Below are 23,956 nucleotides of genomic sequence, written 5' to 3'. Positions count from 1 at the left end.
CCGTCCCAAGGCGGGCGCGGCTCACCACATGCCGCTCACATGTGGACCGTGGGGGCGGCGTCGCCGTCGGTGGACGGGACTCCGCGCCGGTAGAGCAGCAGGGTGATGACGGCGCCGACCGCGAAGAAGGCGGCCGACCACCAGTAGGCGGTGGAGTAGGACTCCAGCGCGGCCTGGGCCTGGACCACCGGGTCGGTGACATCGCGGCCGGTGAGGTAGGTGGTCGCGGCGCTGGCGGCCAGGGTGTTGAGCAGGGCGGTGCCGATGGAGCCGCCGATCTGCTGCATGGTGTTGACGGAGGCGGAGGCGACTCCGGCGTCGTCCGGGGCGATTCCGCTGGTGGCGAGGCTCATGGCGGGGGCCATGACCAGGCCGATGCCGATCCCGGCGACCACCAGGGCGGGCAGGACGTCGGCGGTGTAGGTGCTGGTCAGTTCGAGGCGGGTGAGCCAGGCCAGGCCGACCGCGCCGAGCGCCATGCCGAGCCCGACGACGGTCTTCGGGCCGACCCGGGGCAGCAGCAGGCTGGTGGCGAGGGTGGCGGCGACCATCAGGGACAGCACCATGGGCAGGAAGGCGAGTCCGGTCTTCACGGCGGAGAAGCCCAGGGAGAGCTGGAGGTAGTAGGTCAGGAAGAGGAACACACCGAACATTCCGGCGCTGATGATCAGCATCGCCAGGAAGGACGCCCCGCGGTTGCGGTCCAGCAGGACCCGCAGCGGGAGCAGCGGGTGCGTCGACCGGGTCTGCCACCAGGCGAAGACGGCCAGGACGACGGCACCGGCGGCCAGGAAGCCCCAGGCCATCCAGTTGCTCCAGCCGTGCGACTCGGCGTTGGAGAAGCCGTAGACGACGGCGAACAGTCCGCCGGTGACCAGGATCGTGCCGGGGATGTCGAGCCGGGCGCCGGACTCGCGGGTGCCGCGCTGGAGCAGGAACCAGCCGCCGGCCAGGGCGACCGCGGCGAAGAGCACGTTGACGTACATGGTCCAGCGCCAGTCGAGGTACTCGGTGAGGACTCCGCCGAGCAGCAGGCCGACGGCGGCGCCGGAACCGGCGATGGCGCCGTAGATGCCGAACGCCTTCGCGCGTTCCTTGGCGTCGGTGAAGGTCGTGGTGAGCAGGGAGAGCGCGGCGGGCGCGAGCAGGGCGCCGAAGAGTCCCTGGAGGGCGCGGCCGGCGACCAGGACCTCGAAGCTGGTGGCGGCTCCGGCGAGCGCGGAGGCCGCGGCGAATCCGGCGACGCCGGTGAGGAAGGCGAGCTTGCGGCCGAAGAGGTCGGCGATCCGGCCGCCGAGCAGCAGCAGGCTGCCGAAGGCGAGGGAGTAGGCGGTGACGATCCAGGTGCGGTTGCCGTCGGAGAAGCCGAGGTCGGCCTGGGCGGACGGCAGTGCGATGTTCACGATGGTCGCGTCGAGGGTGACCATGAGCTGGGCGGTCGCGACGACGGCGAGGATCCACCAGCGGTGCGGCGAGGCGGTGGTCCGGGCCGGTGCCGCGGCCTTGGCGAGGGACGGCGTGTCCGCGGCCGTGTCTGTCTGTGCCATGGAGACACAACTCCTGTCAGGGACGGCGCTCAGGAGAACGAGCTCAAGAGCGTGCTCAAGGACGTACGAGGGAGCACGGGGGGCGGGCCGGGAGCGTGTCCGGACCGGAACCCCACGGTGCGAAACGAAACCGTTTCGTACGAGAAAGAGACTAGGCTCCCCCTCCGCGAAACGCAAACGTTTCGATGGCCGGGTGAACAGCGTCACGTCCGCCCTGTGGGCCGTCTGTGCGGGCACCGGGTCCGCGCCCGCCCCTTGGGGAATCCCGCGGAACGTCTTGAATCGTCCTTGGACGCGCTGGTCAGCAGCCGATACGCCGGAGGGATGGGCTCATGACCGGAGGGCGGTGCCGTGCGGTTCGGGGTGCTGGGCGTCGTCCAGGTGTGGCGGGACGGGACCCCCGTGGACGTGGGCCATGCCCGGCAGCGGCAGGTGCTGGCGGCGCTGCCGGTGGACGCGGGCCGGGTGGTTCCCGGGGAGGTGCTGACCGAGCGGGTGTGGGGCGACCGCGTCCCGCGCCGGGCCCGCGAGACCCTCCACGGCTATGTCTCCCGGCTGCGCGGGGCACTGACGGCGACCGGCGTCACCCTCCCCGGGAACCGGGCGGTTACGGGATCCCCGTACCGGACGAGACGGTGGACCTGATCGCGGACGCCCTGCTCGGGATCGGCGCCGCCCAGGAGGCGCTGGGCCGAGCGGAGGAGGCCCGGGAGAGTTGGCGGCAGGCCCTGGAGCTAGCTGTTCCGCGCCCGGCACCGCGCGGGCCGCGCCCGGCGCACCGAGGACCGTCTCACGGCCCTCGCCCGACCCGGGGCGCCCGCGCCGGGTCCCCGGGGCGTCGGGGCCGGGTCCCCGGTGACCCTGGGATCACCGGCCATGACCGTGAACGAGGCCCCCTCCCGTGACCCCCGGCCACGCCTTCGACAACGACAGCGCGCACGCCCCCGTGCAGCACCGCTGTCTGACGACCGGGCTCGACGGGGCGACCGCCCGCGCGCCCGCCCGGCTCGAACCGCGGCGCGGGATGCGGTGCCTGGAGGTGGGCGCGGGCGGCGGGAGCATCGCGCGGTGGCTCGCCGGGCGGGTGGCGCCGGGCGGCTCGGTGCTGGCCACCGACATCTAGCCGCACCACATCCCCCGGATGCCCGGTCTGACCGTCGAGGTCCACGACATCACCCGGGACCCACCTATGGCCCGCTCGTCCCGGTCGGCGGGCTGGACGACGCCGGGTCGGCCGCGGCCCGGCGGGTCATGGCTCACCGGGACTTCCTGGCCACCTCCTGCGTCCTGTACTGCACCCGGGGCCGCCGTCCTCAGGGCGTGTCCGACGGCAGGGTGCTGCGGTAGGGCGGCATGAACCGGGTGCGGGGCATCTGGTCGGCGAGGACCCCGCCGTCCACGACGATCCGGGTGCCGGTGATGTAGCTCCCGGCGTCGGAGGCGAGCAGCAGCAGGGCTCCGGCGCACTCGTCGGGGCGGGCGTAGCGGCCGAGCGGGATGCGGTCGCGGTAGGCGGCCTCGAACGCCTCGCGGTCGAAGGGGAACTCGCCGTCGATGGGGGTCTCGACCATGCCGGGGGCCACCGCGTTGACGGTGATGCCGTGCGGGGCGAGTTCGATCGCGAGGCTCTGGGTCAGTGACTCGGCGGCGGCCTTGGAGGCGTTGTAGTGGGCGAGTCCGGCCTCGGCGACCAGGCCGTTCTTGGAGGTGACGGTGATGATCCGGCCCGCCACCCCGTCCCGGATCATGTGCTCGGCGACCCGCCGGCTGAGGAAGAACACCGCGTCGAGGTTGACCCGCATGATCCGGGACCAGCTCGCCGGGGTGATCTCGTTGAACCGCTCCAGGGCGGCGACCCCGGCGTTGTTGACCAGGATGTGCAGTGGACCGGCCGTCTCCCGCACCCGGTCGGCGAAGTCCGCGAGTTCCTCGGTGCGGGACAGGTCCTGTTCCTCGGTCCGGGCCGTCCGGCCGGTCGCGCGGACCAGGTCGGCGGTCCCGGTGAGACCGGGGGCGCCGGGCAGGTCGACGAGGACCAGATCGGCGCCGGCCTCGGCCAGCGCGAGGGCGAGCGCCCGGCCGAGGCCGCGGGCGGCGCCGGTCACCAGGGCGGTGCGGCCGGTGAGGTCGAATCGGTGCAAGGGGCGCTCCCGGTGGTTCCAGATGGTGGTGCGGGTGGGGCGGTTGTTGGTGCGGGTGGGGCGGGTCAGGCGAGGCCCAGCAGGTCCAGTGCCGGGCGGTGGATGAGGGCCTCGACCGCGTCCCGGTCGAGCGGGTCGAGCCCGGGGATGCCGGGGATCCGGGCGATACGGCGCAGCCCGGCCACGGAGTCGTCCACCGTGGTGAAGGGGTAGTCGCTGCCGAACAGCAGCTTGTCCCAGACCCCGTAGTCCTGGACCAGCCGCAGACTGTGCCAGAGCTGGAAGGGGCGGTAGTGCAAGGCGCTGATGTCGGCGTAGACATGGCGGTGCTTGCGGATGACGGCGATGCACTCGCCCTCGAAGGGGTGCCCGAGGTGGGCGAGGACCATCCGCAGCTCGGGGTGGCGCATGGCGACCGGGTCGAGATGGCGGGGCATCGCGTATTCCAAGGGCGCCTGGGAGACGAAGGTGGTGCCGGTGTGGACCAGCATCGGCAGGCCGTGGCGTTCGGCGTAGGCGAAGAGGTCGTCGTAGACGCGGTCGGCGGGGTTGAAGCCCGCGTACATCGGCATGATCTTGATGCCGCGCAGGCCCAGTTCCTGGTGGCCGTGGCGGAGTTCGTCCTGCCAGCCCGGCTGGGTGGGGTCGACGGAGAGATAGCCGATGAGCCGGTCCGGGTGGGCGCCGACGTAGGCGGCCACCGCGGTGTCGTCGACCCAGAGGCCGCTGCGGCGGGCCTTGCCGCCGACGACGACCGTGCGGGTGGTGTCGGGGGCGGTGCCCGCGTAGTCCTCGTAGCGGACGGTGAGGTCCACCTCCCCGGCGTGGGCGCGGGCGGACTCGGCGCGGAAGGTGGCGTCGAAGTCGTGGCTGTGCCGGAAGAGGTGGGAGTGCACGTCCGTGATCATGCGGGGGCCTCGCCGGTCATGGTGTCCGGTGTCCGGTCCTGCTCGCTGCTCATGTGCGGTGCTCGTGGTGCGTCGTGCCCGGTGTCCGGTGCCCGGTCCTGCTCCGTGCTCATGTGCGGTTCCTCTTCTCCCAGCCCTCGGCGAACATGTTCCAGAAGCGGTGGGTCGGCGGGTGCTCGGCGAACACCTCGTCCACCAGTTCCACGCCCAGCCCGGGGGCGGTCGGCAGGTCGACATGGCCGTCGGTCACGGGCAGGACGCCCTTGAGCGCGTCGAAGACATACGGTTCGAGGAGTCCGTCGAAGGTCTCCAGGATCTGGAAGTTGGGGATGCCGAGGGCGGCGTGGACGGAGACGGTCGTGCACAGCGGGGAGTTGGAGTTGTGCGGGGCGACCGTCATGCCGTGGGCGTCGGCCTGGGCGGCGATCTTGCGGACCTCGGTGAAGCCGCCCGCCATGGACAGGTCGGGCTGGACGATGTCGACCGCGCCGGTGGCGAAGAGCTGCTTGTACTCGTAGCGGTTGTGGAAGTGCTCGCCGCCGGAGATCGGGAAGGGGGCCAGGGCCCGCAGTTCGGCGTAGCGCTCGATATGGGTCCAGGGCATCGGCTCCTCGAACCAGCCGATGTCGTACGGGGCCAGGCCGTGCACGAGTTGGCGGGCGGTGCCGGTGCCGAAGCGGGCGTGGCCCTCGATGAAGAGGTCGATGTCCGGTCCGACGGCCTCGCGGACGGCGGCGACCAGGTCCAGGGAGCGGCGCAGTTCGCTCTTCTCCAGATGGGTGAGGCCCGCGCCGAAGGGGTCGAACTTGAGGGCGGTGTAGCCCTTGGCGACGGTCTCGCGGGCCCTGGCGGCGAACACCTCGGGGTCGCGGTCGCCGGTGTACCAGCCGTTGGCGTAGACCCGGACGCGGTCGCGGACGGCGCCGCCGGTGAGCCGGTAGGCGGGCAGTCCCAGGGCCTTGCCCATCAGGTCGTACAGGGCCTGGTCGATGCCGGAGACGACAACGCCGCCGACATCGCCGCCGCGCAGGAAGTCGCCCTGGTACATCCGCAGCCAGATCTCCTCCACGTCGAAGGGGTCGGCTCCGACGAGGTGGCGGGCGCCCATGGCCTCGGCGAGGGCGCAGGTCTCGGCGACGCGGTAGGGGTGGGTGATCTCGCCGATGCCGGTGAGGCCCTCGTCGGTGTGGAGGCGGACATAGCCGAAGTCGCGCCAGGCGGTGCCGAGGGCGAGGGTCTCGACGCGGGTGATGCGTCCGGCGGGACCTGCGGGGCGGGTGGTGTTGACGGTGAGCATCAGCGCTGGGCTCCGCCCATGGTGGAGGTGTGGGCCAGGTCGGCGGGTCCGCCGTCGGCGAGGGTCTTGCGGGCCGCGGCCCCGGTCGCCTCGATGAGCCGGTCGATGTCGGCGTCGGTGTGGGCGTAGGAGATGTGGCTGCGCTTGAGGTTGAGGGGGAGTTCGAAGATGCCGTGCTCGGTGAGGTTGCGGCGGACGCCGATGAAGCGGGCGGCGTCGTTGGCGAGCAGGTCGTCGTAGGAGCGGGGGGCGGGGCCGTCCATGAAGTAGGTGACGAAGACGGAGCCGTAGCCGGTGACGACGGCGGGGATGTCCAGGGCCTGGTAGAGCGCGGCGAGTTCGGTGCGGGCGCGGGCGCCGAGCCGGAAGGTGTGCTCGTGGACGGGTTCGTCGGTGAGCTTGCGCAGGGTGGCGAGGGCGGCGGCGACGACCTGGGGGTGACCGTTGTAGGTGCCGGCGAAGAAGGCGGGGCCGCCGGGGCGGGTGCTGAACAGGTCCATCAGGTCGGCGCGTCCGCCGAGCGCGCCGACGGGGGCGCCGTTGGCGATGGCCTTGCCGAGGGTGGTGAGGTCGGGGGTGATGCCGCAGATCGACTGGTAGCCGCCGAGCGCGTGCCGGAACCCGGTGATGACCTCGTCGAAGACCAGGACGCTGCCCGCGCGGGTGCACTCCTCGCGCAGGGTGCGCAGGAAGTCGTCGGTGGGCAGCAGGGCGCCCACGTTGTGCGGGACGGGTTCGAGGATGACGGCGGCGATGTCGTGGCCGTGGTCGGCGAAGACCCGGCGGACGGCCTCGGTGTCGTTGAAGCGCAGGACGAGGGTGGCGTCCAGGACCTCGGGGAGGATGCCGGTGGAGGTGGGGTCGTGGGCGCCGATCCGGTCCGGGGCGGAGATGACATTGAGGCTGACGGAGTCGTGCCAGCCGTGGTAGCAGCCCTGGAACTTGACGACGAGCCGGCGTCCGGTCGCCGCGCGGGCCACGCGCAGGGCGTGGAAGGTGGCCTCGCTGCCGGTGCTGGTGAGCAGCACCTTCTCCAGTGAGGGCACCAGTTCGGTGAGCCGTTCGGCGAGGGCGACCTCGCCGTCGGTGACGGCCACGCCCGGCAGGGCGAGCGCCGTTCCGGCGGCGGCGGTCGCGGCGGCCACGTCGGGGTCGTTGTGGCCGAGCAGCGCGGGCCCGAAGGCCGCGTGGTAGTCGGTGAATTCCCGGCCGTGCTGGTCCCAGAAGCGGGCGCCCCTGGTGCGGGTGATCACCAGATCGGTGAAGCCGGGGATGCTGCGCTGGCCGCTGTTGACGCCTCCGGGGATGACCCGGCGGGCGCGGTCGGCGAGCGTCATGCGGTGCTCCTTGCGTCGATTGCTTGTCGGTCGGGCCGGGGCTCTGCACAGCCACCGGCCACGGGTGCCATCCGCTCAGGCAGTCGTCGCGATGTACTTCGGTGTTTCGATCCTGAAGCTTTTTCGCTCCCTGAAGCTTTTTCGCTCCCTGAAGTTTTTTCGTTTTCAGAACACTGTTCTACATAGCAGAACAGTGCCCTTACCCTAGATCGCGGTTTCTTCGGCGTCAAGAGTCGTTTGGCACTCACATCACCCGACAGCCGACTACCCTGTTCGGATATGCAGAACAGCCAGAGCCAGGAAGAGGCGGCCGGACCCGAGGCCCCCGAGGCCGCCGAGCGCGCCAAGTACTGGGTGAAGACCGTCGGCCGGGGCGCGGAGATCCTGGAGGCGCTCGCCACCAGGGGCGCCGGGAACGGTATGAGCGTCACCGAGGTCGGCCAGGCGTGCGGGATCTCCAAGAGCGCCGCCTTCGGCATCCTCCAGACCCTGCGCCACTACGGGCTGGTCGCCGACGAGGGCGAGGGCATGCACCGCCGCTACCGCCTCGGGATGACCCTCGCCCGGCTCGGCGACCGGGCCCGCTCCCAGGTCTCCCTGCGGGACGTCGCCCGGCCCGTGCTGCTGGAGCTGTCCGGGGCCACCGCGATGGCCTCCCGGGTCGCGGTGCTGGAGGACGGGCACGCGGTCGTCATCGACCAGGTCGACCTGGTCGACGGACCCCGGCTCGATCTGCGGATGGGCACGCGGGAGCTGCCGCACTGCTCCGGCCTCGGCAAGGCGCTGCTCGCCGAGATGCCCGAGGAGGAGGCACGCGCGCTGATCGCCCGCACCGGGCTGCCGCGGCGCACCTCACGGACGATCACCGACGAGGACACCCTTCTCACCCATCTGCGGGACATCCGGCGGTCCGGCTACGCGCTGGACGACGAGGAGGACGCGGAGGGGATCTTCTGCGTGGGGAGCGTGGTGCGGGACCACCGGGGCGGGACGGCCGGGGCGATCAGTGTGACCGGGCTGAAGCTGGATCAGCCGAGCTGGCGGTTTCAGGAGATCGGGCGGCATGTACGGGGGGCTGCCGCCCGGATCAGTGGGGCGCTGGGGTATCGGGCTGAGGGGTAGGGGGCGGGTGCGGGTCGGTGGGGGCTGGTCGCGCAGTTCCTCCCCCAGAGGGGGTACCCCCAGCGCCCCTTAAAAGCCTCCCGCTCGCCCCTCGTTGGAAAGGTGGGCCGGAATTGGTCGATGCGCGGGGGTTGACCGCGGCTTCCTTGGCGGCTTACGTTCCTGGCGTGCTGAGCGGGTTGTCCCGTTCACCCCATGGGCGTTGGTGGTTCACCACCGGGGCTGCTCCCCCGAAGACCATGGCCGGTCGCACTCCCCCACTTTTTTCAGCCATCCGCTCATGCGCTTGTCGCGGGACCCCCCTCACCTCACTTGCCCGCCCTCTCGAAGGCTGAGGACCCCGTGAGCTCTGTGCCCCGCCCCTTCGCGCGTCCCGTCACGGACGCCGCCCCCGTATCGCCGGACGACAGCACCGGCCGACGGCATCTGCTGCGCGCCGGCGGTATCGGTGGGCTGCTGGTCGCCGCCGCCGCGGCCGGTACCGTACCGGCCGTCGCCGCGCCCGGTCAGGACAAGGACGCGCGTGCCAAGGCGGCCGAACGCATGCGTGCCGTCGCCCATGTGAAAGCCCTGCGCGAGCTGTCGACCCGGCAGCTCGCCGACGGTGAGATCGCCGTCGTCGCCGGTTACCTGGCCGCCGGGGACGGTGGTGGGTCGACCGTCCGCTGGGACGCCGCCTCCACCGCCGGCCACAACGGCGGCACCGTGCTCGCCCCGGCCAAACCGGGTGCCCGAGGACGCTGGCACCAGCTCCACGACGGTGTCGTCGACTTCCGTTCCTTCGGTCACTTCGACGCCGACAGCCCGGCCGACGACGCGCTGGACGCGCTGGTGAACGACCCGTCCGTGCACCGCGTCGAGGCGCACACCGATCTGCTGTTCACCCGGCGCCACACCTTCGCCCGCTCCGGCATCGAGCTGGACTTCGGCGGCAAGCGGGTGCTGACCACCGGCATCGAGCGCAACACCGCCGACAACCCCTTCGGCGCCGTCCTGTACTTCCGCGGCGAGGTGACCGACACCGTGGTCACCGCCACCCTGTCGGCGCCCATGCCCGACCTCGCGGACATCTTCGAGGTGCCCGACTCCGGCGCCTTCGAGGTCGGCCAGTGGTGGGCCGTGGAGATCGACGGCGTCAAGGGCGGCGGGCGCTGGGAGCGCGAGGTGCAGCGGCTCGTGCAGATCACCCAGCGGGTGGACGCCACCCGTATCCGGGTCAACTACAAGATCGGCTGGGAGCTGGCGGCGGGCCGCACCTTCCGCTGGACCCGGGTGAAGCCCGTCGAGCGCAGCCATGTCCGCAACATGGTCTTCGAGGGCGTGGCGGGCGGCGACCAGTACACCGGCTCGCACCCGGTGGCGTACGAGTACGCGGTGTCCTGCGATGTCTCCGGGATCGACGCGACGGGGTCGTTCTGGCCGGTGGTGATGCGCCGCTGGTGCACCTACTTCCGCACCTACCAGTGCCAGTTGCGCAACCCCGCCTCCGTCACCTGGGGCGGCGCGGGCTATCTCACCCAGCAGATCTACTGCCTGTACGGCCATGTCGAGGACTGCCATGTGTCCAACGCCCGGCACCTCAACGACTGGACCGCCTCCGCCTACTGCTATGTCACCAACTGCCATGGCGACGGCGACGACCAGGGCCCCTTCGTCACCCACGGCCAGTTCGAGCACGACCTCGTCTACACCGGCAACTCGGGGCTGATGACCTTCGCCAACTCCGGCGCCGCCTGGGGCTCCGCCGCCAAGCGGATCACCGTACGGCAGCATGTGTGCTCCTGGTTCGTGGCCCGGGTCAAGGTGACCGATCTGACCCTGGAGGACGTCCGGGTCATCGGCAACGCCCAGTCCGGGTCGGGGATGCTCTGGGTGAACGCCGACGGAGTGCAGGTGCGCGGCTGCACGGCGTCCGGTCCGCTGGTCATCACCCAGGCGTCGGCGCTGTCCAAGCGGGCCAATGTGATCGCCGACTCCACCTTCCACCACGGCAAGGACTCCGTCGTCACCCAGACCAATGTCCGGGCGGCCGTCCATCTGGAGCGGGTCACCCTGACCGGGCTGGACGGGGCGGCCTTCAAGGGCACCGGTGATCTGGTCCTGGACCGCTGCCGGTTCACCGGGGCGTCCGACAAGGCCGCGCCCAGCACCCTGGCGCACCCCTCCACCGAGATCGGCGGCGGACGCTTCCAGGACACCGGGTTCGTGCTGAACGGCGGCGGCGACCAGGAGATCAGGCTGTCCGACGGGGCCCGCTTCGGCGGCACCAACAGCGCGGGCGCCTACCTCGGCCGTACCGGCGGCGACCGCACGGTGAGCTGGCGGCTGGACGGCTTCCAGGGCGAGGCGGGCGCGTCCGGCACCGCCCATCTGAAGATCACCGAGGGCACCAACCGCTACCGGGCCGCCCACTCCACCTTCACCGGCGGACGGCTGGAACTCGCCGCGGACGCCTTCAAGGGCTCCGGTCATCTGCTGCACAGCGGCTGCGTCGAGGACGGCACGACCCGTACCGCGATGCCCCCCGAGGGCGACCGGGTCCGGCACGAGACCGGCAACCTGCTGCTGGGCTAGCCGACCCCGGCCGGGGGGCGCCGGTATGAGCAGCGCGCCCCCCTTCTGACCCACCCCCCTCCCCCGTCCGATCACGCACCCGTGGACCGAGTGGACCGACATGCCCGAACACCCCGCCCCGCCCCCCGCCGGCCGACGCCAGCCGATGGACCGGCCCGTCCGGATCGCCCTCGTCGGCGCGGGCAACCGGGGGCTGACCTACACCGACTGGATCCACGACCACCCCTCCCGGGCCCGGCTCACCGCCGTGGCCGACCCCGACCCGAGGGCCCGGGAACGGGCCGCCGCCCGCGCCGCCGGGACGGTCACCTCGTACGACGACTGGCGGCATCTGCTCACCCCCGGCGAACGCGTCGGCGAAGGGACCGGCGACGGGACCGGCGGGCGCGTCGGCGAAGGGACCGGTGAGCGGATCGCCGACGCCGTGCTGGTGTGCACCCAGGACCGGGACCATGTCGAGCCGGTGCTCGCGCTGGCCCGCGCCGGGTACGCCATCATGACGGAGAAGCCGCTCGCGCCCACCGAGGACGAGTGCCGGACGCTGGTCGACGGGGTGCGGGAGACCGGTGTGCCGTTCGCCGTCTGCCATGTCCTGCGGTACACGCCCTACACCGATCTGGTGAAGGGCGTGGTGGACAGCGGGGTGCTCGGCAGCCTCACCGGTATCGAGCATCTGGAGCCGGTCGGCTGGTGGCACTACGCGCACAGCTATGTGCGCGGGCCGTGGCGGCGCCAGGACGAGTCGTCGCCGATGATCCTCGCCAAGTCCAGTCACGACCTGGACTGGATCACCTATGTGACGGGCCGCCGGATCGAGACGGTGGCGAGCTTCGGCTCACTGGCCCACTTCCGGCCCGAGAACGCGCCCGAGGGATCCACCGACTCCTGCCTGACCTGCCCGGCCGAGGTCGAGGCGGGCTGCCCCTACTCCGCCCGCAAGCTCTACTACCCGGCGCTGCTGCGCACCGGCGGCCAGTGGCCGGTCAGCCATGTCACCGACCGGGCGCACGGCCCCGGGGACGAGGCGGTGCTGACCGAGGCGCTGCGCACCGGGCCGTACGGGCGCTGTGTGTACCGGTCGGACAACGACGTGGTCGACAACCAGGTGGTGGCGATGCGGCTGTCGGGCGGGCTGACCGGCACCTTCACCATGACCGCGTTCACCGAGCAGACCCACCGCCAGACCCGGATCTTCGGCAGCCACGGCTGGCTGCGCGGCGACGGGGAGCGGGTCACCGTCCATGACTTCCGCGACGACACCGTGACCGTGCACGAGACGGCCGCCACCGGCTCCAACGCGGCGGACGGCCACGGCGGCGGCGACACCGCGCTGATCGCGTCGTTCGTCGCGGCGCTGGCCACCGGGGACCGGTCGTTCATCCGGTCCGGTCCGGCCGAGTCGCTGAGCAGTCACCTCGCGGCCTTCGCCGCCGACCGCTCCCGGCTGAACGGCACGGTCGAGCAGGTCCCCGAGCACTGAGACACCTCCCCATCGGCCCCGCCGGGCCGGGACTTCTTCCCGCACCACCCGCACCACCCTCACCAGGAGACGAGAGCATCATGCGAAGCAGCAAGCGGATCGGCAGAACCCTGGCGTGTACCGCCGTCGCCCTCACCACCGTCGCCGCCGTCGGCGCCTGCGGCTCGGGCGACAGCTCCAGCACCGGTGGCGGCACGGTCACCACCTGGGTCTACCCGGTGATCGCCGACGAGAAGGCCAACCAGGCGTACTGGGACGGTCTGGTCGCCGCGTTCGAGAAGGCCAACCCCGATATCGACGTGAAGGTGTCCACCTACCCCTGGGCCAACCGGGACACCGCCCTCGCGACCGCGCTGGCCGCCAACAAGGGCCCGGACGTGGCCTATCTGATCCCGGACCAGCTCGCCGCCTACGAGCGCAATCTCGTCCCGGCCGACGAGTATCTGTCCGGGGCCGACCGGGAGGCGCTGCGCCCCGCCGCGCTGAAGGCGGTCACCGTCGGCGACACCGCCCTCGCCACGCCGGTGCTGATGTCGGCGTACCCGCTGCTGTGCAACAAGAAGGTGTTCGACGACGCCGGGCTCACCGACCGGTACCCCACCACCTGGGAGGAGCTGAGCGCGCTCGCGCCGCAGCTCAAGGAGAAGGGGTACTTCGCCACCAGCTACAGCGGCGACACCACCGCCACTCTCAACATGACGTTCTATCCGCTGCTGTGGCAGGCGGGCGGGGATGTGTTCTCCGAGGACGGCACCAAGGCCGCGTTCAACAGCCCGGCCGGAGTGAAGGCGCTGACCTGGCTGAAGACCTTCATCGACGAGGGCTGGGCGCCCAAGGACCTGGTCACCACCACCCCGAAGATCGAGCAGACCGACCTGGCGAAGAACAAGGTGGCCTGCACCTGGCAGAACTCCGCCGCCGAGGTCGAGCCGTTCTGGGGCAAGGACAACATCGTGGTCCGCCCGGCGCTGAAGGGCGACGCCGAGGCCGCCTACGGCACGGTCGGCACCCTCGCCGTCTTCAAGGGCGGTGACACGGACGCGGCCGGCAAGTGGGTCTCGTTCGTGGCGCAGGAGAAGAACAGCGCGGGGCTCCAGAAGCCCGGGGGTTACTTCCCGACCCGGACCGGGGCCGCCGACCTGTACCCGGGCGACACCCGTCAGCAGGAGACCGCGGCGGTGCTGGACACCACCCAGGTCGGGCCGCTCAACAAGGCCGCCCGGGATGTCATGGGCGTGCTCGCACCCGAGTTGCAGGCGGCGCTGCTGGACCAGAAGAGCCCCCAGGACGCCCTCGACGCGGCGGCCGAGGCGGCGGACCAGCTCATCGCCCGCAAGCGCTAGTCACCCCTCTCACCCTTCTCGCCCCTCTCACCCCCTCACCCCTCTCACCCCTCTCACCGATCGATCCGCCGTACGAAGGAGGTCCCGTGGCCGCAGTCGCGGAACGCCCCCGCCCGACCAAGGTCCGCCGCGGGCCGCACTCCCGACGGGAGGCGCGGATCGGGCTGATGTTCGTCCTGCCCGCGCTCCTGGTCTTCCTCGCCTTCCGCTTCGGGCCCGCGGCGGCGGGCCTCCTTCTCGGCTTCACCGACTACACCCTGGGCGCCGAGACCAGTTTCACCGGGCTGGAGAACTTCCGGCGGCTGCTGGACGACCCGGTGTTCTGGTCGGCGCTCAAGGTCACCGTCCTCTACACCGTGATGGCGGTGCCCGTCACCATCGGGCTCTCGCTGGGACTGGCGCTGCTCACCCGCCGCGCCTTCCTGGGCTCCAAGCTGTTCCGGTCGGTGTTCTTCCTGCCGGTCGTCACCAGCCTCATCCTGGCATCGACGGTGTTTATCTGGATCTTCTCCACCGACGGGCCCTGGTCCACGGTGATGGGGTGGCTGGGCCTGCCCGACCAGTCGTGGCTGAGTGACTCCGCGCTGGTGCTGCCCGCGCTCGCGCTGGTCGGGGTCTGGTCGCGCTGCGGCTACGGGATGCTGATTCTGCTGGCCCGGCTCCAGGAGGTGCCGCGCGAGCTGGAGGAGGCCGCGCTGATGGACGGCGCGGGGCCGGTGCAGCGCTTCCGGTACATCGTGGCCCCGCAGCTCAAGGGCTCGTTCTTCTTCCTGGCCGTGATCGAGACCACCGCCAGCTTCCAGGTCTTCGACGCCGTCTACATGATGACCGGCGGCGGCCCGGCCAACGCCAGCTACAGCCTGGTCTTCCAGTTGTACGACGCCGGTTTCAAGTACTTCGACCTCGGTTACGCCAGCGCCATCGGCTGTGTCCTGTTCGTTCTCACGCTCGTGGTGGCCGGGATCCAGCGACTGGTCATCGGAAAGGAGCAGTGAGAGAAGCCGTGAAGGAAACAGCCGTGACGCCCATGAGCGACACCCCCCGGACCACCACCACCCTCACCGCCGACCGCCCCGCCCCCGCGCCCCCGGCCCCGCCGAAGAGCCCCCCGGCGCCCCGGCGCCCCCGCGAACGCGACACCCTGCCCGGCTCCCTGCGGATGCGCCCGCGCGGCAAACTGCTGCGCGCCCTGCTGCTGGGCCTGGCCTCGGTCGTCACCCTCTTCCCGTTCTACGCGATGGTCGTGCTGTCGCTGAAGCCGGAGGGCGCGATCGATCTGCCGGGCAGTCTGGCGCCCTGGCCGCTGGAGGGCGGCGCCTACGGCGATGTCCTCGGCTCGCAGGACATCCCGCGCTGGCTGTTCAACACCCTCGTCTACTCGCTGGTGTCGGTGGTGGGCACGCTGCTGCTGGCCGCGCTCGCCGGGTACGCCTTCGCGAAGAAGCGGTTCCCGGGCCGGGAGGCGATGTTCTGGTCGTTCCTTTCGATGGTGATGGTCCCGTACCACGTCACGATGATCCCGACCTTCATCCTCATCGCGAAGCTCGGCGGGGTGGACAGCTACTGGGGGCTGATCGTGCCCACCCTCGCCAACGCCCAGGCGGTGTTCCTGATGCGGCAGTTCATCATCGGGCTGCCCGACGAACTCTTCGAGGCGGCCCGGCTGGACGGGGCGGGGGAACTCCAGATCTTCTTCCGGATCGTGCTGCCGCTGCTCAAACCCATTCTCGCGACCCTCGGCACCTTCGTCTTCCTGTGGCACTGGAACGACTTCCTGTGGCCGCTGGTCATCGGGCAGAGCACCGAGATGCGCACCCTCACCGTCGGTATCGCCTCGCTGCAACAGCAGCAGGTGCCCCTCAATCAGGTCCTCGCCGGTTCCGTCATCGCGTTCGTACCGATCTTCAGCGCCTATCTGGTGGGCCAGCGGTACTTCACCGAGGGCATCACCGGCTCCGCAGTCAAGGGATGACGATGACCACAGCCACACCCCTCACCCACGCCTCGCCCGCCTTGCCGGACGCCTTCCCCGACGGCGAGGACGCCCTCGAAGACCTCCTCGCCACCCCCTCCCCCGGCCTGGTCGCCGATCTCGCCGGTCTCGAAGGGGATCTGGTGATCCTCGGCGCGGGCGGCAAGATGGGCCCGAGCCTGGCCAGGCTGGCGCGGCGCGCGCTGGACGCCGCCGGCCGCCGCGACCTCGCCGTGCACGCCGTGTCCCGGTGGACCGACCGGACCGCCGCCGACCGCCTCACCGCCGACGGGATCACCCCGGTCCCCTTCGATCTTCTGGACGGCGACCCGGCCGCGCTGCCCGACGCGGGCAATGTGGTCTTCATGGTGGGCGCCAAGTTCGGCTCGGCGGGCAGTCCCGCGCACGCCTGGGCGGTCAACGCGGCCCTCCCCGACCGGGTTGCCCGCCGCTACCGCACCGCCCGGATCTCCGCCTTCTCCACCGGCAACGTCTACCCGCTGGTGACGACCGCCTCGGCGGGCAGCGCGGAGAGCGACCCGGTCGGCCCGGTCGGCGAGTACGCCATGTCCTGCCTGGGCCGCGAACGCGTCTTCGGCCACCACAGCGCCGAACACGGACTGCGCCTCGCGGTGATCCGCCTCAACTACGCCGTCGATCTGCGCTACGGCGTCCTCGCCGACATCGCCACCGCCGTGCACGCCGGGGAACCCGTCGACCTCACCACCGGCCACCTCAACGCCGTGTGGCAGGGGTACGCCAACGAGGTCGCCCTGCGCGCGCTGCGGTACGCGTCCGCGCCGGAGCCGTTCACCCTGAACCTCACCGGCCCCGAGACCGCCTCCGTGCGCCGGCTCGCCCAGTACTTCGCCGACGAGTTCGGTACGGCCGCGCTCACCACCGGCGCGGAGTCCGGCACCGCGCTGCTGTCCGACGCCTCGCTCTGCCACGCCCTGTTCGGCTACCCCGGGCTGCCGCTGCGCACCCTGGTGGGCTGGCAGGCGGAGTGGATCCGGCGCGGCCACCCGCTGTCCGGCAAACCCACCAAGTTCCAGGTCCGCGACGGAAGGTTCTGACCCACCGTGCCCACCCTCACCCCCGCCCCGGCGACCCCCTCCGCGCTCGATGTGCTGGCCTCGGGAACGGTCGTCCCCGCCCATCCGCTCGCCCTCGACGCCGGGCGCCGCCTCGACGAGCGGCGGCAGCGCGCCCTGACCCGCTACTACCTCGCCGCAGGCGCGGGCGGTCTCGCGGTCGGGGTGCACACCACCCAGTTCGAGATCCGGGAACCCTCCGTCGGACTGCTGCGCCCGGTGCTGGAGTCGGCCGCCGACATCGTCCGCGCCCACGAGACCGAACGGGGGCCGGGTCACCCGCCGGTCGTGAAGGTCGCCGGGGCCTGCGGCTACACCGCGCAGGCGGTCGCCGAGGCCGAACTCGCCGCGTCCCTCGGCTATGACGCCGTCCTGCTGAGCCCGGCGGTGCCCGGCGCCGACGAGGCCGGGCTGCTGGACCGCACCCGCGCGGTCGGCGAGGTGCTCCCCGTCATCGGCTTCTACCTCCAGGACGCGGTGGGCGGACGCCACCTCTCCCCGGCCTACTGGCGGGCGCTCGCCGACATCCCGTCCGTCGTCGCCATCAAGACGGCCCCCTTCGACCGCTACCGCACCGCCGAGGTCATCGCGGCCGTCGCCGCCGCCGACCGGGCCGACGAGGTCGCCCTGTACACCGGCAACGACGACGCCATCATCCAGGACCTGCTGACCCCGTACCGCACGGCGAGCGGGCTGCGCTGGTTCGCCGGGGGGCTGCTCGGCCAGTGGGCGGTGTGGACCCGGGCCGCGGTCCGCCTCTTCGAGGAGGTACGGGCCGCCCGCGCCGGCGATCACGCCCTCACCGTCGATCTGCTGCGCCGGGCGCCCCAGCTCAGCGAGGCCAACGCGGCGGTGTTCGACGTGCGCTACGACTTCCGGGGCTGTATCGCCGGGGTGCACGAGGTGCTGCGCGGGCAGGGGCTGCTGGCCGGGACCTGGTGCCTGAACCCCGAGGAGCGGCTGTCGCCGGGCCAGGCCGAGGAGATCGCCCGGGTCGCCGCCGCCCACCCGTGGCTCACCGACGACGACTTCGTCAGGGAGCACCTCGATGACTGGCTCCGCTGACCCGCCCGGGATCGTCGTCGCCGTACCCGAGGGGCTGCGGGCGGAGTTCTTCACCGCCGCCGCGTGGGAGCAACTGGGGGCGCTGGCGCCGCTGACGGTGGTGGACGCGCACCGGGACCGGGCGGCGGTCGCCGCCGCGCTGGGCGGCGGGGCCCGGGTCCTGGTCACCGCGTGGGGCGCGCCCCGCCTGGACGCCGGGCTGCTGGCGGCGGCGCCCGGCCTGGGTCTGGTCGCCCACACCGGGGGCGCGGTCAGCCCGTTCGTCACCCCGGAGGTCTTCGCCCGGGGCATCCGGGTCACCCAGGCCGGTGGGGCGATGGCGGCGCCGGTCGCCGAGGTCGCCCTCACCTTCACCCTGTCCCTCCTCCACCGGACGCACCGCTTCGACCACGCCCTGCGCTCCGGTGCCGACTGGGCGGCGGCGGAGGTCGCGCCGCCGCGCCATGAGATCCGGGGCTGCCCGGTCGGCGTCATCGGCGCCTCCCGCACCGGCCGCGCCTATCTGGCCCTCGTCCAGGCGCTGGGCGCCCGGGTGTCGGTCTTCGACCCGTATCTGACCGACGCCGAGGCGGCGCGCCTCGGGGTGACTGCGGCCCCGCTGGACGAGGTGCTCCGCACCAGCCGGATCGTCGCCGTGCACGCCCCGGCGCTGCCCGCCACCCGTCATCTGCTGGGCGCCCGCGAACTGGCCCTGCTGCCCGACGGCGCGGGCCTGGTGAACACCGCCCGCTCCTGGCTGGTGGACGAGACGGCCCTGCTCGCCGAACTCCGCACCGGCCGCCTGGACGCGGCCCTGGACGTCTACGACCATGAGCCGCTCCCCGTCGGCCACCCCCTGCGGAGCCTGCCCAACGTCCTCCTCACCCCGCACCGGGCGGCGGCCACCGTCGAGGGCCGCCGGGCGCTCGGCACGTCCACGGCCGCCGAGGTGGACCGCTTCCTGACCGGCCGCCCCCTGCTCCACGCGGTGGGCCCGGAGTCCTTGACCCGGGTCGAGTGACGCGGAACGAGTGATCCGGGCCCAGTGAACCGCCCTCCCTTTCCGAACCACCTGAACGGAACCCCATGCGACTGATGCGCGTCGGCACCCCCGGCGGCGAACGCCCCGTCCTGTACGCCCCCGACGGCCGCCACTACGACCTGACCCCGCTCACCGACGACCTCACCCCCGAGTTCTTCGCCGGGGACGGCCCCGCCCGGGTCGCGGCGGCCCACGCGTCCGGCGCCCTGCCCCCGGCCGATGTGACCGGTCTGCGGATCGCGCCGCCCCTCGCCCGCCCCGGCGCGATCCTCTGCATCGGCCAGAACTACGCGGCGCACGCCGCCGAGTCGGGCGCCGAGCCGCCGCCGGAGCCGATCCTCTTCTACAAGGGCCCCAGCTCCCTGGCCGGTCCCGCCGACGACGTGGTGATCCCGCCGGGCTCGGAGCAGACGGACTGGGAGGTGGAGCTGGGGGTGGTGATCGGCCGCCGCGCCCACCGGATCGCCCCGGACGAGGATCCGCTGGCGTATGTCGCCGGGTATGTCCTCAGCAACGATGTCTCGGAGCGGGCCGTGCAGTTGGGGGCGCCGGGCGGTCAGTGGTCGAAGGGCAAGAGCGCCCCGACGTTCAATCCGCTGGGGCCCTGGCTGGTGACGGCCGACGAGATCGGGGACCCGCAGCGGCTGCGGCTGCGGTCCTGGATCAACGGGGAGCCCCGCCAGGACTCCACCAGCGCGGACATGATCTTCCCGGTGGCCGAGATCGTCCGCCATCTCTCCCAGTACCTGGTCCTGGACCCCGGCGACCTGATCAACACCGGCACCCCGGAGGGGGTGGCCCTGTCGGGCCGGTTCCCCTATCTGCGGGCCGGGGATGTGATGGAGCTGGAGATCGAGGGCCTGGGCCGACACCGGAACGAGTTGGTCGAGGCTTCCTAGGGCAGGCCCGCGAGGTCGCGGCGGACGGTCTCGGCGTCCGGGTGGTCGAGCGCCTCCAGGAGGGTGAGCGCCTGTTCCCAGGCGGCTCGGGCGCCCGCCGGGTCGCCGAGGGCGCGGTGGAGGGAGCCGATGCTGCGGAGGGTGACACTGCGGAAGTGGTGGTCGCCCAGGGCCTGCCAGAGGGCGAGGGCCTCGTGGTGGGCGGCGAGGGCGTCGTCGTACCGGCCGAGGCAGCCGTGGGCGTGGCCGAGGGTGTCGAGGGCGCCGGCCTCGCCGTAGCGGTTGCCGAGGGCGCGGTGCAGGGTGAGCGCCCGGTGGCTGTGGTCGAGGGCCTGTTCGTGGTCGCCGAGGCGGGCGTACCAGCGGCTGACGTTGGTGAGGGCGTCGGCCTCGCCGGATGCGGCGCCGGTCTCGCGGAAGAGGGCGAGGGCGGTGAGGTCGTGGGTGAGGGCCCCGGCGTGGTCGCCCGCGCGGCCGTGGGCCCAGCCGAGGCCGTGATGGGTGGCGGCCTGCCCGGTCCGGTCGCCGAGCCGGGTGTAGAGGGCGAGGGCGTGGCCGAGTTCGGCGCGGGCCTCGGGGTAGCGGCCGAGGCGGGCGCAGGTGTTGCCGAGGAGGCGGTGGCTGGTGGCCTGGGCGGGGCGGTCGCCGAGGCGGCGGGCGGCGGCGAGGGCGGTGCGCAGTCCGGCGGCGCGGTCGAGCCAGTGGCCCTCACGGTCGAGGAAGGTGGCGAAGGGCCAGGGCAGTTGCCAGGCGTGCCGGTCGAACCCGGCTTCGGCGGCGAGTTCGACGGCGGCGGTGAGGTTGGCGTGCTCGGTGCCGAACCAGCGCATGGCCGCGGTGTGGCCGGGGACGGCGAGCGGGGTGACGCCGGGCCGGGGCGGGGGCACCTGGAGGGGCTCGCGGTGCGGGGCGAGGGGGCGGTTGGCGGCCAGGGCGGTGTGGAGGTAGAAGTCGAGGACGCGGTGGACGGCGTCGTGCCGCTGCGGTTCGGTCAGCTCGGTGGCGGCGAGTTCGGCGGCGTAGGCGCGGAGCAGGTCGTGGCAGCGGTAGCGGCCGGGGAGGTACTCCTCCAGGAGGTGGGCGGCGGTGAGTTCGGCGAGCAGGGCGCGGGTGCGGGCGGGGCGGGTGGCGCTCAGGGAGGCGGCGGCGTCCAGGCCGAGGTCGGGTCCGGGGTGCAGGCCGAGGAGGGTGAACAGATCGGCGGCGGCCGGGGTGAGGGCGGTGCGGGACCAGGAGAAGACGGCGCGGATGTCGGTGTCGTCGCCGTCGCCCGTGGACAGGGCGATCAGCCGGTCCCGTACGTCGTCGAGTTCCGCGGCGAGGGCGGTGAGCGGGAGGGCCGGGGCGGTGGCGGCGCGGGCGGCGACGATGGCCAGGGCGATGGGCAGCCCCGCGCACCGCTCGGCCAACTGGTCCACGGCACCGGCCTCGGCGGTGACCCGGTCGGCGCCGAGGAATCCGGTGAGCAGGGCGCGGGCCTCGTCGGCGGAGAGCAGATCGAGGGTGAGCTGCCGGGCCTGTTCCCGGGCGACGAGTCCGGTGAGCGCCCGGCGGCTGGTGACGAGGACGAGGCAGCCCGCGCCGCCGGGCAGCAGGGGCCGTACCTGGGCGGAGTCCCGGGCGTTGTCGAGGACGATCAGCAGCCGTCTGCCCTCGGTCAGGGTGCGGTAGAGGGCGGTCTGCGCGTCGAGGCCGGTGGGGATGCGGTCGGCGGGGACGCGGAAGGCGTCGAGGAACCCGCGCACCGCCTCGTCGGCCGTCATGGGCGCCCGCCCCGGGGCGAACCCCCGCAGGTCGACGTAGAGCTGCCCATCCGGGAACCGTTCCCGGTGGAGCCGTCCCCAGTGCACGGCGAGGGTGGTCTTGCCGATCCCGGCGGTGCCGCCGAGGGAGCTGATCACCACGGCCCGGCCTGCTCCGGCCCCGTCCTCCAGCCGCCGCAGGAGCAGCCCGAGTTCGCGTTCCCGGCCGACGAAGTGGGGGATGCCGGAGGGGAGTTGGGCGGGGATCACCGGGGGTGCCTTGCCGGGGCCGCCGCCCTGGTGGATGTGCACACCCCCGTGGATGGTCCCGGCCTGGACGACCGTCCCGGCGGTCGAGTCGGCCACGACGTTGCGCACATCACGGTTGTCGTCCACCGGCGCCCCCTCCCGTACCGCGGATCCGCTCCCGGGATTCCGCTCCCCGGGACTCCGCTCGCCGGGAATCGGCCCCGGGAATCCCCCGGGAATCCACTCCCCGGGGAATGGGTCCCCAGCGGACCGGAGAAGAACCGGCCATGGGTGAGGAAAGCCCCGCAGAACCGGGTAACGATTCGACGGAACCACCTCCCCCTCACCTCACGTCCACTCCAGGTGACCTCTCAATCGCGGAGCGTGATGTTCATGGAACCGATCTCGGTGGCACTGCTGGCGGCCCTCGCGGGAGGTGCCGGGGGCGAACTGGGCCGGGAGGCATGGGCGGGCCTGAGCGCGCTGGTCCGGCGCCCCTTCCGGCGCGAGGACACCCCGGCGCTTGCGGCCGACGGGGAACCGGAGGCGGACGAGAGCGCGTTGGCGCGGGTGGCGGAGGCCCCCGAGGACCGGGCCCGCGTCCAGGTCCTCAGTGCCGCCCTCGCCGCCCGCGCGGCCCAGGACCCCGAGTTCGCCGCCGCCCTGTCCGCCTGGCACGACCGGGCACGGCAGCTCCACACCGGCCAGGGCTCCGTGTCCAACACCATCAGCGGCGGCACGTTCGACGGCCCGGTGATCCAGGGCCGCGACTACCACGGCGGCATCACGCTGTCCGCGACTCCGCCGCCCGCCGCCGGGCCGGACCCGGGGGAAGCGCGGGGCTGAGCAGGGTGGCGGGGGGCTGCGGCCCGGGGGGCCGGGGTTACCGGCACGGGGGTCCGGGGGTGACCGCTCCCCTGGGGGTCCGGAGTTGACCGCTCCCTCCCGAGGGCCAGGTCACCGGCATGCGAGGTCCGGGGTTGACCGCCCCCGGCGAGCCGGGCTCAGCGGCACGAGGGGGGCCGGGGTCGTCGGCCCCCGATGGGTCGGGGGCACCGGCACGGGGGAGCGCCGGAGTCACCCACCCCCGACGAGCCGAGGTCACCGGCACGGCAGGGCCGCAGTCACCCACCCCGGTGAGCCGGAGTCACCCACCCGCGCCTGTGCCGACGTCACCCACCCCCGCCGAGCCGGAGTCACCGCCCCGAGGGCTCCCCAAGGGCAGCCCCCATCTCCCCATAGGTACCGGCCAGTTGCCGCAAGGCAGCCGCCGCCGTCTCCGTGTCCCCGGCGACCAGGTGGTACTGCGCACCGCCCAGCAGCCGCGCCTGCCGGTCGGCGATCCCGGCGGCGTCCCGGGCCCCGGCCTCCGCCAGCCAGTAGGAGGCGTCGGCGAGGCGTCGGGTGCCGACGCGGACGGCGAAGTCGACGAGATGGGCCCGCGTCCGGTCGTCCAGCCCCGCCCGGACCCGGTCGGCGAGCTGCTCCACCGCACCGGACGGGCCCCGGCCCGCGTCCCCCCGGGTCCGGAATCCGCTGTCCGGACCACCTCCCGACACCCACCGCCGGGCGGCCGGAAGAGAATTCCGGACCGCGTCCAGGATGTCGACCTCGCGCACGCGCCGGAATTCACTGCGCAGGGTGAAAGGGCGCGCGAAACGCACCTCGCAACTGTTCCAGGCGGCGACGAAAGCGGCGACGGGAAGGGTGACGAAGGGAAATCCCTCCGGGTCGTGGAAGACGACCTCGTCGCCCTCGACGGCCAGGACGACGACCCAGTGGTCGGTGCCGTCGGCCGTCCCGGCGGCCCCCGGCTGGTGCAGCAGCAACCCCATGTCGACCGGCCCGACGAGGGCCGGGCCCGACCGGGTGGCGTCCCTGAGCCGCCGCACGGCCGCGGCCCCGTCCCCGCCGCCGGTGCTCCGGCAGGTCCAGCCGAGCAGGTCGAGGGCACGGTCGAGGCCGAGGTCGGGATCCCAGCCTGGCGGATCGAAGAAGGGCAGGCCGTTCTCCTCCCACTGCGCGCCGAACGGGGAGCCGGTCAGGACTTCGAGGGCCGAGGGCGGGGGTGCGGGCGCGGCTGCGGCGGAACCCATCACCATGGCCAGTGAATTCGCATAGCAGTAGGGCGTGGCGCCCCTGAAGACAAGTGCCATGCCACGACC

General features: G+C 72.8%; 20 protein-coding genes. 13 read left to right on the top strand and 7 right to left on the bottom strand.

Features of this window, described 5'->3' with window-relative positions; all coding sequences use genetic code 11:
* Positions 1–35: 35 nt before the first annotated feature.
* A complete protein-coding gene (locus AB0O01_RS10960) occupies positions 36–1,547 on the bottom strand; it encodes an MFS transporter (RefSeq protein WP_365312214.1) in 1,512 nt (503 codons plus the stop codon).
* 351 nt (positions 1,548–1,898) lie between these two features.
* Between AB0O01_RS10960 and AB0O01_RS10955 the strand changes: the two genes are divergently transcribed.
* Together AB0O01_RS10955 and AB0O01_RS10950 are read left to right on the top strand one after the other, a co-directional pair.
* A complete protein-coding gene (locus AB0O01_RS10955) occupies positions 1,899–2,192 on the top strand; it encodes a winged helix-turn-helix domain-containing protein (protein WP_365312213.1) in 294 nt (97 codons plus the stop codon).
* 256 nt (positions 2,193–2,448) lie between these two features.
* Positions 2,449–2,670, top strand: coding sequence for a hypothetical protein (locus AB0O01_RS10950; protein WP_365312211.1), 222 nt, complete (start codon positions 2,449–2,451; stop codon positions 2,668–2,670).
* 190 nt (positions 2,671–2,860) lie between these two features.
* On the opposite strand, the gene AB0O01_RS10945 is transcribed toward AB0O01_RS10950, so the two are convergent.
* The 4 genes from AB0O01_RS10945 to AB0O01_RS10930 form a co-directional block, all read right to left on the bottom strand.
* Complete coding sequence (locus AB0O01_RS10945; RefSeq protein WP_365312209.1) at positions 2,861–3,688, bottom strand: SDR family oxidoreductase; 828 nt, start codon at positions 3,686–3,688, stop codon at positions 2,861–2,863.
* A 65-nt stretch (positions 3,689–3,753) separates the two neighbouring features.
* On the bottom strand, positions 3,754–4,596 hold the full coding sequence (locus AB0O01_RS10940) for an amidohydrolase family protein (RefSeq protein WP_365312207.1): 843 nt from the start codon (positions 4,594–4,596) through the stop codon (positions 3,754–3,756).
* 109 nt (positions 4,597–4,705) lie between these two features.
* On the bottom strand, positions 4,706–5,893 hold the full coding sequence (locus tag AB0O01_RS10935; protein WP_365312206.1) for a mandelate racemase/muconate lactonizing enzyme family protein: 1,188 nt from the start codon (positions 5,891–5,893) through the stop codon (positions 4,706–4,708).
* Positions 5,893–7,230: an aspartate aminotransferase family protein gene (locus AB0O01_RS10930; RefSeq protein ID WP_365312204.1), complete on the bottom strand. Its 1,338-nt coding sequence runs from the start codon at positions 7,228–7,230 to the stop codon at positions 5,893–5,895. Before AB0O01_RS10930 ends, AB0O01_RS10935 begins: the two co-directional genes overlap by 1 nt.
* A gap of 279 nt (positions 7,231–7,509) precedes the next feature.
* Here AB0O01_RS10930 and AB0O01_RS10925 point away from each other — a divergent pair, with 279 nt between their 5' ends.
* The 10 genes from AB0O01_RS10925 to AB0O01_RS10880 all read left to right on the top strand — a co-directional run bounded on the left by AB0O01_RS10925 (position 7,510) and on the right by AB0O01_RS10880 (position 19,800).
* Positions 7,510–8,352: an IclR family transcriptional regulator gene (locus AB0O01_RS10925; RefSeq protein WP_365312203.1), complete on the top strand. Its 843-nt coding sequence runs from the start codon at positions 7,510–7,512 to the stop codon at positions 8,350–8,352.
* 543 nt (positions 8,353–8,895) lie between these two features.
* Positions 8,896–10,926: a peptidase C14 gene (locus tag AB0O01_RS10920; protein ID WP_365312456.1), complete on the top strand. Its 2,031-nt coding sequence runs from the start codon at positions 8,896–8,898 to the stop codon at positions 10,924–10,926.
* A gap of 100 nt (positions 10,927–11,026) precedes the next feature.
* Positions 11,027–12,406, top strand: coding sequence for a Gfo/Idh/MocA family oxidoreductase (locus AB0O01_RS10915; RefSeq protein WP_365312201.1), 1,380 nt, complete (start codon positions 11,027–11,029; stop codon positions 12,404–12,406).
* Positions 12,407–12,486: 80 nt separating this feature from the next.
* Positions 12,487–13,749 carry an extracellular solute-binding protein gene (locus AB0O01_RS10910; protein ID WP_365312200.1) on the top strand — a complete coding sequence of 421 codons (1,263 nt, stop codon included), beginning with the start codon at positions 12,487–12,489 and terminating at the stop codon, positions 13,747–13,749.
* A gap of 86 nt (positions 13,750–13,835) precedes the next feature.
* Positions 13,836–14,744: a sugar ABC transporter permease gene (locus tag AB0O01_RS10905; RefSeq protein ID WP_365312199.1), complete on the top strand. Its 909-nt coding sequence runs from the start codon at positions 13,836–13,838 to the stop codon at positions 14,742–14,744.
* 164 nt (positions 14,745–14,908) lie between these two features.
* The gene (locus tag AB0O01_RS10900) at positions 14,909–15,721 is read left to right on the top strand and encodes a carbohydrate ABC transporter permease (protein ID WP_365312454.1); all 813 of its coding nucleotides are present in this window, start codon (positions 14,909–14,911) and stop codon (positions 15,719–15,721) included.
* A 2-nt stretch (positions 15,722–15,723) separates the two neighbouring features.
* The gene (locus tag AB0O01_RS10895; protein WP_365312198.1) at positions 15,724–16,797 is read left to right on the top strand and encodes an NAD-dependent epimerase/dehydratase family protein; all 1,074 of its coding nucleotides are present in this window, start codon (positions 15,724–15,726) and stop codon (positions 16,795–16,797) included.
* Positions 16,798–16,803: 6 nt separating this feature from the next.
* A complete protein-coding gene (locus AB0O01_RS10890) occupies positions 16,804–17,880 on the top strand; it encodes a dihydrodipicolinate synthase family protein (RefSeq protein ID WP_365312196.1) in 1,077 nt (358 codons plus the stop codon).
* Positions 17,864–18,880, top strand: coding sequence for a hydroxyacid dehydrogenase (locus AB0O01_RS10885; protein WP_365312194.1), 1,017 nt, complete (start codon positions 17,864–17,866; stop codon positions 18,878–18,880). The genes AB0O01_RS10890 and AB0O01_RS10885 overlap by 17 nt, the downstream gene beginning before the upstream one ends.
* Positions 18,881–18,945: 65 nt before the next feature.
* Positions 18,946–19,800: a fumarylacetoacetate hydrolase family protein gene (locus AB0O01_RS10880; protein WP_365312192.1), complete on the top strand. Its 855-nt coding sequence runs from the start codon at positions 18,946–18,948 to the stop codon at positions 19,798–19,800.
* Here AB0O01_RS10880 and AB0O01_RS10875 read toward each other — a convergent pair.
* Positions 19,797–21,938 carry a tetratricopeptide repeat protein gene (locus AB0O01_RS10875; protein WP_365312190.1) on the bottom strand — a complete coding sequence of 714 codons (2,142 nt, stop codon included), beginning with the start codon at positions 21,936–21,938 and terminating at the stop codon, positions 19,797–19,799. The genes AB0O01_RS10880 and AB0O01_RS10875 overlap by 4 nt on opposite strands.
* A 246-nt stretch (positions 21,939–22,184) precedes the next feature.
* Between AB0O01_RS10875 and AB0O01_RS10870 the strand changes: the two genes are divergently transcribed.
* Entirely contained in the window at positions 22,185–22,637 is a 453-nt protein-coding gene (locus tag AB0O01_RS10870) for a hypothetical protein (protein WP_365312189.1), read from the top strand.
* 350 nt (positions 22,638–22,987) lie between these two features.
* Here the strand turns inward: AB0O01_RS10870 and AB0O01_RS10865 are convergent, their stop codons facing one another.
* A complete protein-coding gene (locus AB0O01_RS10865; protein WP_365312187.1) occupies positions 22,988–23,947 on the bottom strand; it encodes a hypothetical protein in 960 nt (319 codons plus the stop codon).
* Positions 23,948–23,956: the final 9 nt, after the last annotated feature.

Origin of the sequence: Streptomyces sp. NPDC093252 (assembly GCF_040683675.1) — a bacterium.
Classification (GTDB): Bacteria; Actinomycetota; Actinomycetes; order Streptomycetales; family Streptomycetaceae; genus Streptomyces.
Note: the sequence above shows the minus strand (reverse complement) of the source record. Positions and strands in the feature narration are given on the sequence as shown.